General features: G+C 74.1%; 12 protein-coding genes. 7 read left to right on the forward strand and 5 right to left on the reverse strand.

From position 1 onward, the window contains the following. Positions 1-11: 11 nt before the first annotated feature. The 4 genes from ACK8OX_RS22835 to ACK8OX_RS22850 form a co-directional block, all read right to left on the reverse strand. Positions 12-839: a carbohydrate ABC transporter permease gene (locus ACK8OX_RS22835; protein WP_430666572.1), complete on the reverse strand. Its 828-nt coding sequence runs from the start codon at positions 837-839 to the stop codon at positions 12-14. Next, a complete protein-coding gene (locus ACK8OX_RS22840; protein ID WP_430666573.1) occupies positions 839-1,768 on the reverse strand; it encodes a carbohydrate ABC transporter permease in 930 nt (309 codons plus the stop codon). The genes ACK8OX_RS22835 and ACK8OX_RS22840 overlap by 1 nt, the downstream gene beginning before the upstream one ends. 4 nt (positions 1,769-1,772) lie before the next feature. Beyond that, positions 1,773-3,035, reverse strand: a complete 1,263-nt coding sequence (locus ACK8OX_RS22845; RefSeq protein ID WP_430666574.1) for an ABC transporter substrate-binding protein — start codon at positions 3,033-3,035, stop codon at positions 1,773-1,775. Positions 3,036-3,187: 152 nt separating this feature from the next. Then, a complete protein-coding gene (locus ACK8OX_RS22850; protein ID WP_430666575.1) occupies positions 3,188-3,598 on the reverse strand; it encodes a hypothetical protein in 411 nt (136 codons plus the stop codon). A 183-nt stretch (positions 3,599-3,781) separates the two neighbouring features. Between ACK8OX_RS22850 and ACK8OX_RS22855 the strand changes: the two genes are divergently transcribed. The 3 genes from ACK8OX_RS22855 to ACK8OX_RS22865 are packed head-to-tail and all read left to right on the forward strand — an operon-like array spanning position 3,782 to position 9,064. Then, positions 3,782-5,386 carry a thiamine pyrophosphate-binding protein gene (locus tag ACK8OX_RS22855; protein WP_430666576.1) on the forward strand — a complete coding sequence of 535 codons (1,605 nt, stop codon included), beginning with the start codon at positions 3,782-3,784 and terminating at the stop codon, positions 5,384-5,386. Between the two features lies 1 nt (position 5,387). Continuing rightward, positions 5,388-6,980 (forward strand): hydantoinase B/oxoprolinase family protein, encoded by a 1,593-nt coding sequence (locus ACK8OX_RS22860; RefSeq protein ID WP_430666577.1) that lies wholly within the window; start codon positions 5,388-5,390, stop codon positions 6,978-6,980. Further along, positions 6,980-9,064: a hydantoinase/oxoprolinase family protein gene (locus tag ACK8OX_RS22865; RefSeq protein WP_430666578.1), complete on the forward strand. Its 2,085-nt coding sequence runs from the start codon at positions 6,980-6,982 to the stop codon at positions 9,062-9,064. Before ACK8OX_RS22860 ends, ACK8OX_RS22865 begins: the two co-directional genes overlap by 1 nt. A gap of 131 nt (positions 9,065-9,195) precedes the next feature. Here the strand turns inward: ACK8OX_RS22865 and ACK8OX_RS22870 are convergent, their stop codons facing one another. Beyond that, entirely contained in the window at positions 9,196-10,113 is a 918-nt protein-coding gene (locus tag ACK8OX_RS22870) for an aminotransferase class IV (RefSeq protein WP_430666579.1), read from the reverse strand. Positions 10,114-10,254: 141 nt separating this feature from the next. Here ACK8OX_RS22870 and ACK8OX_RS22875 point away from each other — a divergent pair, with 141 nt between their 5' ends. From ACK8OX_RS22875 to ACK8OX_RS22890, 4 genes are all read left to right on the forward strand, one after another. Next, entirely contained in the window at positions 10,255-11,871 is a 1,617-nt protein-coding gene (locus tag ACK8OX_RS22875) for a carboxyl transferase domain-containing protein (RefSeq protein WP_430666580.1), read from the forward strand. Beyond that, complete coding sequence (locus ACK8OX_RS22880) at positions 11,868-13,844, forward strand: acetyl/propionyl/methylcrotonyl-CoA carboxylase subunit alpha (RefSeq protein ID WP_430666581.1); 1,977 nt, start codon at positions 11,868-11,870, stop codon at positions 13,842-13,844. Before ACK8OX_RS22875 ends, ACK8OX_RS22880 begins: the two co-directional genes overlap by 4 nt. A gap of 87 nt (positions 13,845-13,931) precedes the next feature. Further along, complete coding sequence (locus ACK8OX_RS22885; protein ID WP_430666582.1) at positions 13,932-14,897, forward strand: Bug family tripartite tricarboxylate transporter substrate binding protein; 966 nt, start codon at positions 13,932-13,934, stop codon at positions 14,895-14,897. A 169-nt stretch (positions 14,898-15,066) separates the two neighbouring features. Beyond that, positions 15,067-17,130 carry an ATP-binding protein gene (locus ACK8OX_RS22890; RefSeq protein ID WP_430666583.1) on the forward strand — a complete coding sequence of 688 codons (2,064 nt, stop codon included), beginning with the start codon at positions 15,067-15,069 and terminating at the stop codon, positions 17,128-17,130. Positions 17,131-17,279: the final 149 nt, after the last annotated feature.

Below are 17,279 nucleotides of genomic sequence, written 5' to 3' on the forward strand. Positions count from 1 at the left end.
CGGGTGCTCCCTCACTTGATCGCGCCCGCGGTCAGGCCGCGGACGATCTGGCGTTGCAGCAGCAGGAAGGGCAGGACGATCGGCGTGACGAACAGGGCGGAGAAGGCCATCACGTTCTGCCAGTCGGCGAATTCGCCGCCGACGAAGCCGTAGAGGATGACGGTGGCGGGCTGGCGTTCGGCCGACTGGATCAGCGCGACGCCGTAGGCGAAGTCCCCCCAGGCGAGGATGAAGGACAGCGCCGCCGCCACCAGCACCGGCCCGCGCGCCACCGGCAGCGTGACGCGGCGGAAGGCGCCGAGCCGCGTGCAGCCGTCCACGCGCGCCGCCTCCTCCAGTTCCTTCGGGATCAGCGCGAAGACGGGGCGCAGGATGATGACCACGAAGGGCAGCAGCCGCGTGGCGTTGGCCAGGATGGCGGCGGCGTGGGTGTTGATGATCTCCATCTGGCGGAAGATGATGAAGAAGGGCGTCGCCAGCAGCGCCGGCGGCAGCACCTGCACCAGCAGCATCGCCAGCACCGTTGCCGCCGCCCAGCCCGCATGCACCCGCGCCAGCGCATGCGCCGCCGCGGTGCCGAGCAGCAGCGCCAGCGCCGTGGCGCCCCCCGCGATGACCAGGCTGTTGCCCAGCGCGCGGGCCAGGTTCTCCCTCTCCAGCACGTAGCGGAAGGCGTCGAGCGTCGGCGCCTCGGGCCACAGCGTGGGCGGCGCGCGCATGATCTCGGCCGAGGTCTTGAAGCCCGAGACGTACATCCAGTACACCGGGAACAGCCAGGCAAGCACCAGCGCCGTGGCCAGCAGCGTCAGCCAGCGGTTGCGTTCCAGCCGCCCGAACATCAGAGCCGCGTCTCCGACCGCAGGCTGCGGATGTAGAGCAGCCCCACCACCAGCACGAGCCCGAGCGAGATGGTGGCGAGCGCCGCGCCGGGGCCGAAGCGGAACAGCTCGAAGCTGTTCAGGAAGGACCAGAGCGGCAGGATGTTGGTGGAATCCACCGGCCCGCCGCGCGTCATGGTCCAGATCAGGTCGAAGACGCGCAGCGTGTAGACGGTGGACAGCGCGAGCACGGCCAGCAGCGTCGGCATCAGGATCGGCAGCGTGACGCGGAAGAAGCGGCGGATGCGCCCCGCGCCATCGATCGCCGCGGCCTCGTACAGCTCCTGCGGGACGCCGGCGAGGCCTGCCGCGATCAGGATCATGCTGAAGGGCGTGCCGTACCAGACATTGGCGAGCGTGACGGAGACCAGGGCCATGTCGGGGTCGGACAGCCAGTGGATGCGCGTGCCGGCCAGCGCGTTGAACAGCCCCGCATCGGTCGCCATCAGCCACTTGAAGACCGCCCCCACCACCATCGGCGGCAGGATCCAGCCCAGCAGCAGCACGCCGCGCAGGAAGGCGGCGCCGGGGAAGCCGAGGTCGAACAGCAGCGCGAGCGCGAGCCCGAGCAGGCAGGACAGCAGGACATTCGCCGCCGTGAAGACGAGCGTGTTCCACACCACGCCCCGGAAGGTCGGGTCGGCGATCACCTCGCGGTAGTTGTCGAGCCCGACGAAGGGCCGGTCCCAGGACGCGATGTTGCCGAGCGTGACCTCCTGCAGGCTGATCACCAAGTTGGCCAGGATCGGATAGCCGATGAAGAAGGCCAGGAACCCGACCGCGGCCATCGCCGCCCAGACATGCACCGATTCGCGGTCCAGCGCCGCCGCGCGCCGCGGCAGCGGGCGGATGGCGGGGATGGGCGCGGCGATGCCGCGGGCGAGGCTCATCCGGTCACGAATCCAGCAGCGGTTCGCGCGCCAGGATGGCGTTCACCGCCTGCGCCGCGCGGGACAGCGCCTGCTGCGGCGTGGCGCGGCCGGTGATGGCTTCCTGGATGGCGGTCTGGATCGGGCGGCTGATCTCCGGCCAGCGCGTGTGCGGGCCGCGCATCCGGGCGAACTGCATCTGCTCCTCGAACACCGCCAGCGCCTCGGGGTGTTCGGCGTTGCGGACCAGGCCGGGGCGGGGCGGCAGTCGGCCGCCGGCCCAGGCATTGGCCAGCGTCGCGTCCGAAAGCATGTGGTCCAGCACGCGCAGCGCGCCGGCGCGGTTGCGCGCGCCCTTCGGGACGCAGAACAGGAAGTCCCCCAGCGCGCTGGCGCGGATGTTGCGGTCCTGGTGGACCGGCAGCAGCGCGACCGCCCAGCGGTGGCGGCTGCCCTGCGCGATGCGCGGCAGGTCCCAGGGCCCGGTGACGATCATGCCGGCATTGCCCGACATGAAGGTGTTCGCGACCTCGTATTGCCGCATCGTCAGCACGTCGCGGCTGGCGAAGCCGCGGTTGACCATGGTGACCCAGTAGGTCAGCGCCTCCACCGCGCCCGGGCTGTCGAGGGTGGCGACGGACGCGCCGGCCATCTGCAGCCAGGGCAGGAACTGGAAGGTCCCCTCCTCGGTCTGGATGGCGGAGAAGTTGAAGCCGAAGCGGTTGCGCTGCGGGCTGGTCAGGCGTTCGGCGAACTGCATCGTCTCGGCCCAGGTGGTGGGCGCGCGGTCGGGCAGCCCGGCTTCGGCGAAGGCGTCGCGGTTCCAGTAGAGCGCGAGCGTGTTCACCGCGCGCGGCACGCCGAAGATGCGGCCGCGGTAGGTGCCCGTCGCGCGCGGGCCGGGATAGATCCTGTCCCACTGGATCGAGGCGCTGGCGCGGACATGGTCGGTGATGTCGTCCAGCACGCCCTGCGCGGCCAGCGCCACCACCTGTTCGTTGCTGCCGGTGATCAGGTCCGGCACGGCGCCGGTGGCCACCGCGCGGGTGATCTCGGGCGCGATCTGCGGCAGGGGGACGACGCGCGGCTCGATCTGGAGGTCGGCATTGGCCGCGTTGAAGGCGCGGATCGCCGGGTGGATCATGTCCGTGTCGATGTTGAAGACATGCCAGAGATCGACCCGCCGCGCCTGCTGCGCCCTGGCTGCGCCGGCGCTGGCGGCGGCGAGTGCCAGGCCGGCGGTGCCGGCCATGAGGGCACGCCGCCCGGGAAGGGGGTGACGGTACATGCTCGTTTCCTCCGGATCCGCAGCTTGCCGCGCGTGATCGGGGTGATGGAAATCGATTTCTGCCACCTCCGTCAACCGGAATCGGCAAGCGCCCGCCCCGGCATTCCGGGGCGGGCGCGGGGCGCCGGGCGGTCCTGGGGGCTGGCGCCGGGTTACTCGGCCGGCTGCATCAGGGGCAGGCGCCGCGGCGCCCGGCCGATGGCCAGCAGCACCAGCCGCACCAGGAACAGCACCGCGCCCGCCATCCACACCAGCCCCGCCGCGATCGCCAGCGCCGGCTGGCCATGGACCACGGCCAGGTAGATGCCGAAGGGGAAGGCGAGGGCGGAGGCGGTGGACATGCCGAACTGCGCCAGCGCCGCGGTGCGGTTCAGGCACAGCTCGGGATAGGTGCGGTGCACCAGCCCCATCAGCGACAGCGAGGTCCAGCCCACCAGGTTGGTGTGCGCATGCACGGGGGCGAGCTGGAAGTCGTGCGCGATGCCCATGCCGATGCCGAGCGTGACGCCCGCGACGAGGCAGGCGGCGGCTGCGACGAGGAAGAACAGCGGCAGGCGGGACATGGTCGGATCCTCCGTTCGGGTGTTGGCGCGGCTTGTCGCGCAGCCGCGTTTCGCCGTGGTGTCGCGCCGGCCGGGATTCGGGTTTCGCGTGTGACGCGGCGCCGACACGGACGACATGCCGGGGGTGACGCCGCGACCCCGCCCCGGCATAAGTCCGGACAAGTTCCGGGCGGGAGGATGGCCATGCCAGACGGCGGCGTGCAGGCGAGGACGATGGCGGAAGCCCTGCTGGCGGAACTCGCCCGCCGCGGCACGCGCCGCATCTGGGGCGTGCCCGGCGGCGGCTCCTCGCTCGACCTGGTGGAGGCCGCGCCGCGTTTCGGCCTCTCCTTCGTCCTCGCCCGGCACGAGGGCGCGGCGGCGATGGCGGCGGTGGCGGACGCCGAACTCACCGGCGCCCCCGGCGTGGTGCTGACCACCAAGGGGCCGGGGGTGGCGAATGCGCTGAACGGGCTGGCCTGCGCCACGCTGGAACGTGCGCCGGTGCTGCTGGTCTCGGACGGGTTCACCGCGCGGCAATCCGCCTTCGTCACCCACCAGGCCTTCGACCAGCGCGCCATGACGGCCGAACTGGTGAAGGGCCATGCCCGCGGCGAGACGGGCGGCGTCGCCGCGCTGCTCGACCTCGCCATGGCGGCGCCGCGCGGGGCCGTGCATCTCGACCTGACCGGGGAAGCCGCGCGGCGCCCGCCGGTGGCGGAGCCGCCCGGCGCCGCAGCCCCCCCCGCGCCCGACGGCGGCGACGCCGCCGCCCTGCTCCGCGCCGCGCGGCGGCCGGTGATCCTCGCCGGGCTCGAGGCGGCGGAGGAGGGGTCGGCCGCGGCGCTGCTCGCCCTGGCCGAGGCGCTGCACTGCCCGGTGCTGGTCACCTACAAGGCGAAGGGCGTGCTGCCGGACGCCCACCCGCTGCATGCCGGCATCTTCACCGGCGGCACGCTGGAAGCGGCCTGCGTCGGCGCGGCCGACCTCATCATCCAGGCCGGGCTCGACCCGGTGGAGCTGATCCCGCAGCCCTGGCGCTACGCCGCGCCGATCCTCGATGTCGCGCTGCGCCCGCATCCCGTGCGCTATGCCGAACCCGCCGCGGCGCGGCACGGGCCGGTCGCGGCATCCCTGCGGGCGCTGCTGCCGCTGGCGGCGCGGTCCGACTGGACGGCGGAGGAGGTCGCCGCCCATCGCGCGGCCGCGCTCGCGGCGCTGGCCTGGGCAGGCGGCGGCGGCATCGCGCCGCCCGACATCGTGACCATCGCGCAGGAGGAGGCCCGCGCCGCGGGGCGCGCGCCGCGGGTCAGCGTCGATGCGGGCGCGCACATGTTCTCCGCCACCGCCTTCTGGCAATGCGCGGCGCCGCGCGACCTGCTGATCAGCAACGGCCTGGCCACCATGGGCTTCGCGCTGCCCGCCGGCATCGCCGCCGCGCTGCACGACCCGGCGCGCGGCGCCATCGCCTTCACCGGGGATGGCGGGCTGATGATGTGCGCCGGCGAACTCGCCACCGCGGCGGAAGCCGGGGCGCCGCTGGTCACGGTCGTCTTCAACGACGCCGCGCTGTCGCTGATCGACATCAAGCAGCAGCAGCGGCAGCTGCCGACCGCGGGCGTGCGCTGGGCGCGGCCGGACCTGGCGGCGGTGGCGCGGGGGTTCGGCGTGCACGGCCATGTCGCGACGGACGCGGCGGAATACCGCGCCGCGCTGCGCGCCGCCTTCGCGCAGCCGGGCCCGTCGCTGATCGACGTGCATCTCGACCCCGCCGGCTATCCCGCGCAGCTCCAGGCGCTGCGGGGCTGAGGTGGCGGGCCTGTCCGCGCTTCGCCTCGGCGCCGCCTGGGGCCGCATCGGCGGCCTGATGGACGAGGCGGCGGAGACCTTCGTCCGCACCTCCTTCTCCTCCGTCGTGCGCGACAACTGGGACATGGCGGTCGGGCTGATGGACGGCGCGGGGCGGCAATTCGCGCAATCCTCCCGCTCCGTCCCGAGCTTCGTCGGCACCATGCCGCACACGCTGGCGGCGATGCTGCGCCGCTGCCCGGCGGAGGCGCTGCGCCCCGGCGACGTGCTGATCAGCAACGACGGCTACCTCGGCACCGGTCACCTGAACGACATCACCATGGTGAAGCCGGTCTTCCTGCGCGGCCGCATCGCCGCCTGGATCGGCAGTACCTTCCACGCCACCGACATCGGCGGCGCCCCTTCGGTGGAGGCGCGCGACAGCTGGGAGGAGGGGCTGACCATCCCCGTCGCCCGCATCCTGCGCGGCGGCGAGGAGAACGAGGATGTCGTCGCCTTCCTCGAGGCCAATCTGCGCCAGCCGGCCGAGGTGCTGGGCGACCTGCGCGCGCAGTTCGCCATGTACGAGGGCGCGGAGGCGCGGCTGCTGCGCATCCTGGCGGAGGAGGGCATCGCGGACCCCGGCGAGCTGTCGGCCGAGATTTTCGCTCGGTCCGAACGCGCGATGCGCGAGGCGATCGCGGCGGTGCCCGACGGCGAGGTGACGGACGAGGTGACGGCGGACGGCTTCGAGCATCCCGTGACGATCCGCCTGCGGCTCGCGATCCGCGGCGATGCGCTGACGCTCGACTTCACCGGCACGGACCCGCAGATCGCGCGGCCGGTGAACTCGCCGCTGAACTTCACGCGGGCTTATTCCAATTACGCCGTGAAATGCGCCTTCGACCCGGCGACGCCGAACAATGACGGCTGCTTCCGCCCGATCTCGCTCGTCGCGCCGGAAGGCAGCATCGTCAACCCGCGCCGGCCCGCGCCGGTCTGGGGGCGGCACCTGACGGGGCACTACCTGCCGATGCTCGTCCTCGCCGCGCTCGGCCGCATGATCCCGGACCGCGTCATCGCGGAAAGCGGCAGCCCGCTCTGGAACGTCTACTTCACCGGCGAACAGCCCGATGGCCGGCGCTACGTGCGGATGTTCTTCATGAACGGGGGGCATGGCGCCGCCGCGGCGCATGACGGGCCGTCCTGCCTGTCCTTCCCCTCCAACGTGGCGACGCAGCCGGTGGAGCAGTTCGAGAACGCGGTGCCGATGCTGATCACCGAGAAGGCGCTGATCCCGGGCAGCGGCGGCGCGGGGCGTATGCGCGGCGGGCTCGGCCAGCGCCTGTCCTTCCGGGTGGTGGGCGACCGCCCGGTGACGGCGACCTACCGGCATGAACGGGTGCAGCATCCGCCCCGCGGCATTCTGGGCGGCGGCCCGGGCCGCGGCGGGCGGGACCTGGTGAACGGGCAGCCGGTGGCCGCCAAGGCGCGCATCGTCCTGCAGCCCGGCGACGTGCTGACCTACGAGACGCCGGGCGGCGGCGGCTTCGGCCCGCCCGCCGCGCGCGACCCCGAGGCGATCGCGCGCGACGCGGCGGAAGGCTACGCCTGATGCAGGGCGCGCCCTGGCGCATCGGCGTCGACATCGGCGGCACCTTCACCGACCTCGTGCTGCTCGACACGCGCGACGGCCGGCTGTTCAACGGCAAGGTGCTGACCACCCCCCAGGCCCCCGAACAGGCGGTGCTGGAGGGCGTGCGCGGCCTGCTCGCGCGGCACGGCGTCGCCCCGCGGGAGGTGCGGCACGTCATCCACGGCACCACGCTGGTCGCCAACGCGCTGATCGAGCGGCGCGGCGTGCCGACCGGCTTCCTCACCACCGCCGGCTTCCGCGACATCCCCGAGATCGGGACCGAGTTGCGCCACGACACCTACGACCTCGCCATGCGCCGGCCCGAGCCGCTGGTGCCGCGCCGGCTGCGGCTGGAGGTGCCGGAGCGGCTGCTGCCCGATGGCCGCGTGCTGACCCCGCTGGACGAGGCGGCGGCGCGGGACGCGGCGCGGGCGCTGCGCGCGGCCGGCGTGCAGGCGGTGGCGGTCTGCCTGCTGCACGCCTTCCAGGACCCGGTCCATGAGAGGCGCCTGGCGGAGATCGTCGCGGAGGAGGCGCCGGGCGTCACCATCTGCCTCTCCTCCGACCTGGTGCCGGAGATCGGGGAATACGAACGCGGCTCCACCACCATCTGCAACGCCTATGTCCAGCCGGTCTTCGAACGCTACCTCGCGCGGCTCGGCGCGGGCCTGCGCGAGGCGGGGGTCGCGGGGCCGCTGTTCCTGATGCTGTCGGATGGCGGCACGGTGGGACAGGCGGTGGCGGCGCGCCACCCGATCCGCCTGGTGCAGTCCGGACCGGCGGGCGGGGTGCAGGCGGCGCGGGTCTTCGGCGCGGCGGCGGGGGCGGCGGACATCCTCTGCTTCGACATGGGCGGCACCACGGCCAAGGCCGCGCTGATCGACGGGGGGCGGCCGCAGCGCAGCCTGGATTTCGAGGTCTCCCGCGTGGATCGCTTCCGCAAGGGCAGCGGGCTGCCGTTGAAGGTGCCGGTGATCGACATGATCGAGATCGGCGCGGGCGGCGGGTCCATCGCGCGGGTCGACCGGCTCGGGCTGATCCGCGTCGGGCCGGACAGCGCCAGCGCCGATCCCGGCCCGGCCTGCTACGGGCTGGGCGGGACGCAGCCCACCGTGACGGATTGCGACCTGCTGCTGGGCTACCTGGCGGCGGACAGCTTCCTGGGCGGGGAGATGGCGCTGGACGCGGCGGCGGCGGAACGCGCGGTGCTGGACGGCATCGGCCGCCCGCTCGGCCTTTCCGCCGTCGAGGCCGCCTGGGCGGTGCATGAGACGGTGAACAACGGCATGGCGCAGGCGGCCTCGATCCATGCGCTGGAGAAGGCGCGGCGGATCGACGCCTACACGATGGTGCCGATCGGCGGCGCCGGTCCCGTGCATGCCTGCGCCATCGCGCGCAAGCTCGGCCTCGCGCGGCTGGTGGTGCCGCCGGGAGCGGGCGTCGCATCCGCCTTCGGCTTCCTCGCCGCGCCGATCAGCTTCGCCTTCCTGCGCGGCGGGGTCGCGGCGCTGGACCGGCTGGACTTCGCCGCGCTGCGCGCCTTGGTCGCGGGGATGGAGGCGGAGGGCCGCGCCATGCTGGCCGGGGCGGGGGTGGCGGAGGGCGCCGTGCGCATCGCTGCGGCGATGCGCTATGCCGGCCAGGGCCACCAGGTGGAGGCGGAGATCGACCCCGCCGCGCTGGACCGCGCCGACCGCGCCGCGCTGCGCGCTGCCTTCGAGGCGGAGTACCGGCGGCTCTACGGCCGCACCGAGCCGGGCGTGGCGGTGGAATGCGTGGGCTGGCGCGTGACGGTCAGCGGGCCGGTGCCGCGGCTCGACCTCGCGGCGGCGGCGCCGGCGGGCGGCGCGGCGCGCAGGGGCGCGCGGCCGGCCTGGTTCGACGGCGCCTTCCTGGACACGCCGGTCTTCGACCGGGCCGCGCTGTCGCCCGGCGACCTCGTGCAGGGCCCGGCGCTGGTGGAGGAGAGGGAGAGCACGCTCGTCATCCCCCCCGGCGCGCGCGCGGCCTGCGACGCGGCGCTGAACCTGGTGGTGGAGATGGGGGGCATTCCGGGCTCATGACGTGCTGACGCACGTCATGCTTCAGACGCCAGCGCGCCTCCGGCGCTCGGCTTCGCCGCATTCGCGGCGGCGCCCGTTCGGGCGCTCGGCCCGCTGCGCGGGCCGCAGGTTGGGACTTCGTGCGCCGGGCATCAGCCCATCGGCACGGGCGTCCGCCATTCCGGATGGGCCTCGGTGAGGCCGCGCACAACGGCCTCGTAGGCCGCCTGCAGGCGCCGCGTCAGCGGGCCCGGCGCGCCATCGCCCACCGGCAGGCGGTCCACCTGCGTCACCGCGACCAGTTCCTGCCCGGTGCCGCAGAGGAACACCTCATCCGCCACATACAACTCCGTCCGGTCCACCTCCCGCTCCTCGCAGGGGATGCCGAGTTCGGCGGCGAGCGTCAGCACGGTGGCGCGCGTCACGCTCTCCAGGATGTCGCTGGTCCGGTCCGGGGTGACCAGCACGCCGTCCCGCACCAGGAACAGGCAGGCGGCGGCGGCCTCGCTCACCTTGCCGCGCTGCGTCAGCAGGATGGCGCTGTCGTAGCCGTCCGCCTTCGCCTGCAGCGTGGCCAGCCGCCCGGCATGGTAGTTGGCGCTGGCCTTGATGCGCGGCGGCATGGCGTTGTCGGCGATGCGCGTCCAGGAGGAGACGCAGGCCGAAAGCCCCGTCGCGAACTTCGCCGAACGCTCCCGCGGCAGCGCGGCGGCGATCCAGCCGACGGGGCCGGTGGTGGCCATCGTCCCCATCGCCTCGACCTGCACCTGCACGCGCAGATAGGCGTCGTCATCCGGCGCGTTCAGGCGGATCACCTCCAGCACGGCGGCGCGCAGCACATCCGTGGCGGGCGGGTCGGCGAGGCGCATCACCTTCATCCCCTGCGCCAGCCGTGCCAGGTGCTCCTCCAGCCGGAACACGCTGAACGCGCCGGTCGCCGGATGGCGGTAGGCGCGGATGCCCTCGAACACCGCGACCCCGAAGGCGACGCCGAGCGCGAGGGGGTGGATCCGCGCCTCGTGGAAGGGCATGGCGATGCCGTTGTGGATGATGGTGCGGGCCTGCCACATGCGCTTGCGTCCCCCTCTGGCCGCGGCGAGTGTGGCGGCCGGGTGGGGTTGCGGGAAGGGGACCCCCCGCGGGGCCGCCTGCTGGACTTCCTGCGCGCAACCGGCTGACATGCCGGCCATGGCAGGGGGAACGCAGCATCCATGGCCGTGATCGCCAGCACCGCCGATCCGCGATCCCCGGAGTTCCGGGCCAATGCCGCCCGCATGGCGGACCTCGTCGCGCAGCTTCGCGCCACCGTGGACCGCATCCGCGAAGGCGGGGGGGAAGCCGCGCGGAAGCGCCACCTGGACCGAGGCAAGCTGCTGCCGCGGGACCGCATCCGCACGCTGATCGACCCGGCCTCGCCCTTCCTCGAATTCTCCCAGCTCGCGGCGCAGGGGATGTATGGGGAGGAGATCCCGGCCGCCGGCATCATCACCGGCATCGGCCGCGTTGCCGGGCGCGAATGCGTCATCGTCGCGAACGACGCGACGGTGAAGGGCGGCACCTACTACCCCGTCACCGTCAAGAAGCACCTGCGCGCGCAGGAGATCGCGGAGCAGAACCGCCTGCCCTGCATCTACCTGGTGGACAGCGGCGGCGCCAACCTGCCGAACCAGGACGAGGTCTTCCCCGACCGCGACCATTTCGGCCGCATCTTCTTCAACCAGGCGCGCATGTCCGCGCAGGGCATCCCGCAGGTCGCGGTGGTGATGGGAAGCTGCACCGCGGGCGGCGCCTATGTGCCCGCGATGTCGGACGAGGCGATCATCGTCCGCGGCCAGGGCACCATCTTCCTCGGCGGCCCGCCCCTGGTGAAGGCCGCGACCGGCGAGGTGGTGACGGCCGAGGACCTGGGCGGGGCGGAACTGCACAGCCGCACCAGCGGCGTCACCGACCACATGGCGGAGAGCGATGCGCACGCCCTCGGCCTCGCGCGGCGGATCATCGGCGGGCTGAACCGCGCCAAGCCCCGCGGCGCGGACGACCCCGCCCCGCCGCGCGAGCCGCTCTACGACGGCATCGGCGGCGTCGTGCCCGCCGACCTGCGGGAGCCCTACGACGCGCGGGAGGTGATCGCGCGGATCGTCGACGGCAGCGAGTTCGACGAGTTCAAGCCGCTCTACGGCACCACGCTCGTCACCGGCTTCGCGCGCATCTGGGGCTACCGCGTCGGCATCCTCGCCAACAACGGCGTGCTGTTCAGCGAAAGCGCGCAGAAGGGCGCGCATTTCATCGAGCTGTGCGACCAGCGCGGCATCCCGCTGGTGTTCCTCCAGAACATCACCGGCTTCATGGTGGGCCGAAAATACGAAAGCGGCGGCATCGCGAAGGACGGCGCGAAGATGGTCACCGCGGTGGCCACCGCGCGCGTGCCGAAGTTCACCGTCATCGTCGGCGGCAGCTTCGGCGCCGGCAACTACGGCATGTGCGGCCGCGCCTATTCGCCGCGCTTCCTGTTCATGTGGCCCAACGCCCGCATCTCCGTCATGGGCGGCCCGCAGGCCGCGAGCGTGCTGTCGCAGATCCGCCGCGACGCGATCGAGGCGAAGGGAGGCACCTGGCCGGCGGCGGAGGAGGCCGCGTTCAAGGCGCCGGTCGAGGCGCAGTACGAGGCGCAGGGCAACCCCGCCTATGCCAGCGCCCGCATCTGGGACGACGGCGTGATCGCGCCGGAGGACACGCGCATGGTGCTCGCGCTCAGCCTCTCCGCCGCGCGCAACAACCCGGTGCCGGGCTGGAGCGACGGCGCGCGCTTCGGGGTCTTCCGGACATGACCTTCCGCTCCCTCCTCGTCGCCAACCGCGGCGAGATCGCCTGCCGCGTGATCCGCACGGCGCGGCGCATGGGCCTGCGCACGGTGGCCGTCTTCTCGGACGCCGATGCGGGGGCAATGCATGTCGCCATGGCCGACGACGCCGTCCGCATCGGCCCCGCCCCGGCGCGGGACAGCTACCTCGACATCGCCGCCATCCTCGCCGCCGCGCGGGCGACGGGGGCGGAGGCGATCCATCCCGGCTACGGCTTCCTGTCCGAGAACGCGGAGTTCGCCGAGGCCTGCGCCGCCGCCGGCATCGCCTTCGTCGGCCCGCCGCCCGCCGCGATCCGCGCCATGGGCAGCAAGGCGGCGGCCAAGGCGCTGATGGACCGCGCCGGCGTGCCGCTGGTGCCCGGCTACCACGGCGAGGACCAGTCGGACGCCACGCTGCGCGCGGAAGCCGCCCGCATCGGCTTCCCGCTGCTGGTCAAGGCCAGCGCCGGTGGCGGCGGCAAGGGGATGAAGGTGGCCGCCGCCGCCGCCGATCTCGACGAGGCCGTGGCGCTTGCGCGCGGCGAGGCGACGGCCGCCTTCGGCGACGGGCGCCTGCTGCTGGAACGCTACCTGACCCGGCCGCGCCACATCGAGATCCAGGTCTTCGCCGACGGCCATGGTAACGTCCTCCACCTGTTCGAGCGCGACTGCTCGATCCAGCGCCGCCACCAGAAGGTGGTGGAGGAAGCCCCCGCCCCGGGCATGACCGCCGCGCGCCGCGCCGCGATGGGCCGCGCCGCCTGCGACGCCGCGCGCGCCATCGGCTATGTCGGCGCGGGCACGGTCGAGTTCATCGCGGAAGGGGACGGCTTCCACTTCATGGAGATGAACACGCGCCTGCAGGTGGAACACCCGGTGACCGAGGCGGTCACCGGCCTCGACCTCGTGGAGTGGCAGCTGCGCGTCGCCGCAGGCGAGAGGCTGCCCCTGGCGCAGGAGCAGGTCCCGCTGGACGGGCATGCGATCGAGGTGCGGCTCTACGCCGAGGACCCGGCGCGGGACTTCGCGCCCTCCGTCGGGCGGCTGGCGCATCTGTCGCTGCCCGATGGGCTGCGCGTCGATTCCGGCGTGCGGCAGGGCGACACCATCCCGATCCACTACGACCCGATGATCGCCAAGATCATCGCGCATGGTCCGGACCGGGAAAGCGCGCGGCGCCGCCTGCTGCGCGGGCTGGAGGGGACCGCGGTCGCGGGGGTGCGGACCAACCTGGCGCTGCTGCGCGCCATCCTGGCGCACCCCGCCTTCGCGGCGGCGGAACTCGACACCGGCTTCATCGCCCGCCACGCGGCGTCGCTGCTGCCGCCCGCCGTCCCCGCCCCGCGCGCCGCGCTGGCCGCCGCCGCGCTGCGGCTGCTGCGGGACGCGGGCGGCACGGCGGACGCGGCCGACCCGCATTCGCCCTGGGCCGCCGCCACCGCCTGGCGGCTGAACGGCGAGGGCTGGCAGGACCTGGTGCTGCTGGACGATGCGCGCCGCCTGGTGCTGCGCGCGCACCTCGCCGCGCCGCTGCGGCTCGACCTGCCGGACGGCACGGGGACAGTCGAGGGCGTGGCGTGGAGCGGCGACGCGCTGTCCTTCGCGCTCGATGGCCGGATGCGCCGCGCGACGGTGCTGCGGGAGGGGGATGCGTTGTCCGTCACGCTCGACGGCGTGACGCGGGACCTGCGCCATGTGGACCCGCGCGCGCCGTCGGGCGATGCCGAGGGCGGCGGCGGGCGGATCCTCGCCCCCATGCCGGGCCGCGTGCTGTCGGTCGCCGTCGCGCCGGGGGATGCGGTGGCGCGCGGCGCCGTGCTGCTGGTGATGGAGGCTATGAAGGTCCAGATGCGCATCACCGCGCCGGCCGACGGCACCGTCGCCGCCATTCGCGCGCGCGTCGGCGACCTGGTGGAGGACGGGGCGGAGCTGGTGCTGCTGGAAGCGGGCGGGGAATAGGTCGCTGGAAGCAGGCGGGGAATAGGTTGCTGGAAGCAGGCGGGGGACAGGTCGCCTGACGCGGGCGGAAGGGAGGAGGGGACGGACATGGAAGGCATCATCACCCGCCGTGGCGCGCTCGCGCTCGGCCTGGCGGGGCTCGCGGCCCCGGCGGTGGCGCAGGGGACGCGCAGCATCCGCCTCGTCGTGCCCTATCCGCCGGGCGGCACCACGGACCTGACCGGGCGCATCCTCGCGCCCCGCGCGGCGGAGATCCTCGGCCAGAACTGGGTGATCGAGAACCGGTCCGGCGCGAATGGCGCGGTGGGGGCGGAAGCGGTGGCGCGCAGCGCGCCGGATGGCGGGACGCTGCTCTACTCGAACGAGGTGCTGACCGTGCTGCCCTTCGTGCAGCGCAACGTGCCCTTCGACCTGCGCGCGGACCTCACGCCGGTCGCGCGCACCGTCTCCATCCCCTATGTGATGATCGGCGCCGCGGCGCTGCCGCCGCCCGACCTCGCCGCCCTGCTCGACGCGCTGCGGCGCCAGCCGCAGGCCTTCTCCTTCGCGGGCTCCTCGCTCGGGTCGGTCGGGCAGCTCGCCACCGCGGCGCTGTGGCAGAAGCTCGGTGTGGAGACGACCTTCGTCTCCTACCGCGGCACCGGGCCGGCGCTGAACGACCTCGTCTCCGGCGCGGTCAGCCTGTTCATCGCCCCGCTCGGCCCGGCGCTGCCGCTGGTGCGCGACGGGCGCGCGCGGGCCTATGCCGTCACCTCCGCCCGGCGCGAGGCGGTGCTGCCCGCCGTGCCGACCCTGGCGGAGGCCGGATGGCCGGACCTGGTGTACGAGGGCTGGTGCGGCCTGTGGGGGCCGCGCGGCCTGCCGGGGGATGTGGTCGCGCGGGTGAACGCCGCGCTCAACCAGTCCGGCGCGGACCCGGCCAATGCGCAGCGCATGGGCGCCGTCGGCCTCACCCCGCTGGCCGAGACGCCGCAGGCCTTCGCCGAGCTGATCGCCGCCGAGATCCCGCGCAACCAGGCCCTTGTCGCGGCGGCGCGCATCCAGCCGGAGTGACGCCGCCGGGCCGCGCGGAGGATCAGACGGGGGCAAGGAATCCGCGGAATGATGCGCGGAAGGGTGGTGGCTTGATCTGACTATGCACGTCATGGTGGTATACCATCCCTGGCGTCAGTCCGGTCCCGGCCCGCCCTTCACATCGTCCTGCCCCGAGGTTTCCGCCCGCTTGCCCACCTCCGTGACGCCGGCCATCGCCTCCCCCGCCGGCAGCCGCGCCTGGTCGCTGCTGGTCCTCGCCTCGCCGCTGCTGGCGGTGCTGCCGCTGGTCGCCTATGCGGTGGTGTTCTTCCTCGGCCTCCAGGCCGAACGCGGCGCCGATCTCCGCACCGACCTCAACCGCACCGCGGCGGGTCTGTCGACGATGGTGGAGATGGAGGTCGCGGCCGATCTCGGCGCGCTGGAGACGCTGGCGGCCTCGCCGCGGCTCGAACTCGGGGTCCTGCTGGGCTTCAGGGACGAGGCGGCGCGGCTGCTCGCCCAGCGGCCGGCCTGGTACACCCTCGCCCTCGTCGAGGCGGACCGGCAGGTCATCAACCTGCGCCATTCGCGCGATGCGCCGCTGCCGCCGGCTTCCGACCTCCTGGTGCGGGGGGTGCTGCAGACCGGGCGCGCCTCCGTCGGCGTGCTGCAGGACGGGCAGGTGGCGCTGCGCGTGCCGGTGCGGATCGGCGGGACGGTGCGCTACGCGCTGGTGGCGGTGCTGCCTTCGCTCGCGCTCGGCCATGCGCTGGACCGTCTCGGCGTGCCGCAGGGCTGGTCGGCGCTGCTGCTGGACGAGGAGGGGCGCGTGCTGGCCCGCGCCGGCAGCGGCGCCCTGCCCGAGGCGGCGTTCCGGCCCGCCCCGCCCGCCGGCCAGGTGGCAGCCCTCGAAGGCGGCCGGCTCGGCCTCGTCCGGCCGGTCGCGGGAACCCGCTGGGTGGTGGCGGTCGCGGCGCCCGAGGGTTCCTTCCTGGTCACCGCGCGCAACTGGCTCCTCGTCGCGCTCGGCCTCTCGGCTCTGGTGGGCGCCGTCAGCGTGGCGGTGCGCATCCTCGGCCGCCACCGCCGGCAGGAACTGGACCGCCAGCGCCGCGCCACGCAGGCGGCGGAGGAGCGGGAGAAGCAGGAACGCCGCCGCGCCGACCTGCTGGCCACCGTCAGCCACGAGTTGCGCACGCCGCTGACCGGCCTGCTCGGCTACACCGACCTGCTGTCGCGGGCGGAGCTGCCGCCCAATGCGCGTGGCTGGGTCGAGCAGCAGCAGCGCGCCGGGCAGGCCCTGCTGGCGCTGATCGGCGACGTGCTGGATTTCGCCCGGCTGGAGGAAGGCGCGGTCGAGCTGGAGGATGCCGACCTCGACCTGCCCGCCCTGCTGGAGGATTGCGCCGGCATCCTGCGCGGCCTGGCGCAGCAGAAGGGGCTGGCGCTGGTGGTGGAGGCCGATCCCGGCCTGCCGCGCTGGATCCGCGGCGACCCGCTGCGGCTGCGCCAGGTGGTGACCAACCTGGTCGGCAACGCCATCAAGTTCACCCGCAGCGGCCAGGTCACGGTCGCGGCCCGGCTGACCCCGCGGCCGGAACTGGTCGAGATCTCGGTCAGCGACACCGGCGCGGGCATCCCGGCCGAGATGCTGCCCCACATCTTCGACCGCTTCCGCCAGGCCGGTGCGGACACCGCCCGACGCTTCGGCGGCAGCGGGCTCGGCCTTGCGATCTGCCGTCGCCTGGTCACCGCCATGGGGGGCGCGATCGGCGCGGAGAGCACGCCGGGGAAGGGCAGCCGCTTCGCCTTCCGCATCCCCTTCCGCCCCGGCGCCGCGCCGGTCGCGCGGCGGACCGGCAAGCTGCGGATCCTGGTGGCGGAGGACGTGCCCGCCAGCCGCCTGCTGCTCTCGGCCGTGCTGGAGCGGGCGGGCCATGTCGTGACCGCCACCGAGGACGGCGCCCGCGCCCTGGCGGCGCTGCACAATGCCAGCTTCGACATGGTGCTGATGGACCTGAACATGCCGGGCATGGACGGCTACGGCGTGGCGGCGGCCATCCGGATGCTGCCGGGCGAACAGTCGCGCGTGCCGCTCGTGGCGCTGACCGCCGACGCGCCGGAGGAGATCGAGCCCCGCTGCCGCGAGGCCGGCTTCGATGCCGTGCTGCGCAAGCCCTTCGAAACGCGCCGCCTGCTCGGCCTCATCGATGCGCTGCGCACCCGCCCGGAAGGTCAGCGCCACGTCCCGGCCCGCGTCACGGCGGGATAGGCCGGGGCGGCGCGTCCCCTGCCGCTATCCCCGGCCGGGCCGGCGCGGGGCGGCATCGGCCGGCGGGGCGGCGCCCGCAGGGCGGCCGGCATCGAAGCCGAGGAACCCGATCTCCGGCCGCGGCGCGCCGCCGTCCCCGGCCCAGAGCC

The organism is Falsiroseomonas sp. CW058, assembly GCF_050563535.1.
Taxonomy (GTDB): domain Bacteria; phylum Pseudomonadota; class Alphaproteobacteria; order Acetobacterales; family Acetobacteraceae; genus Falsiroseomonas.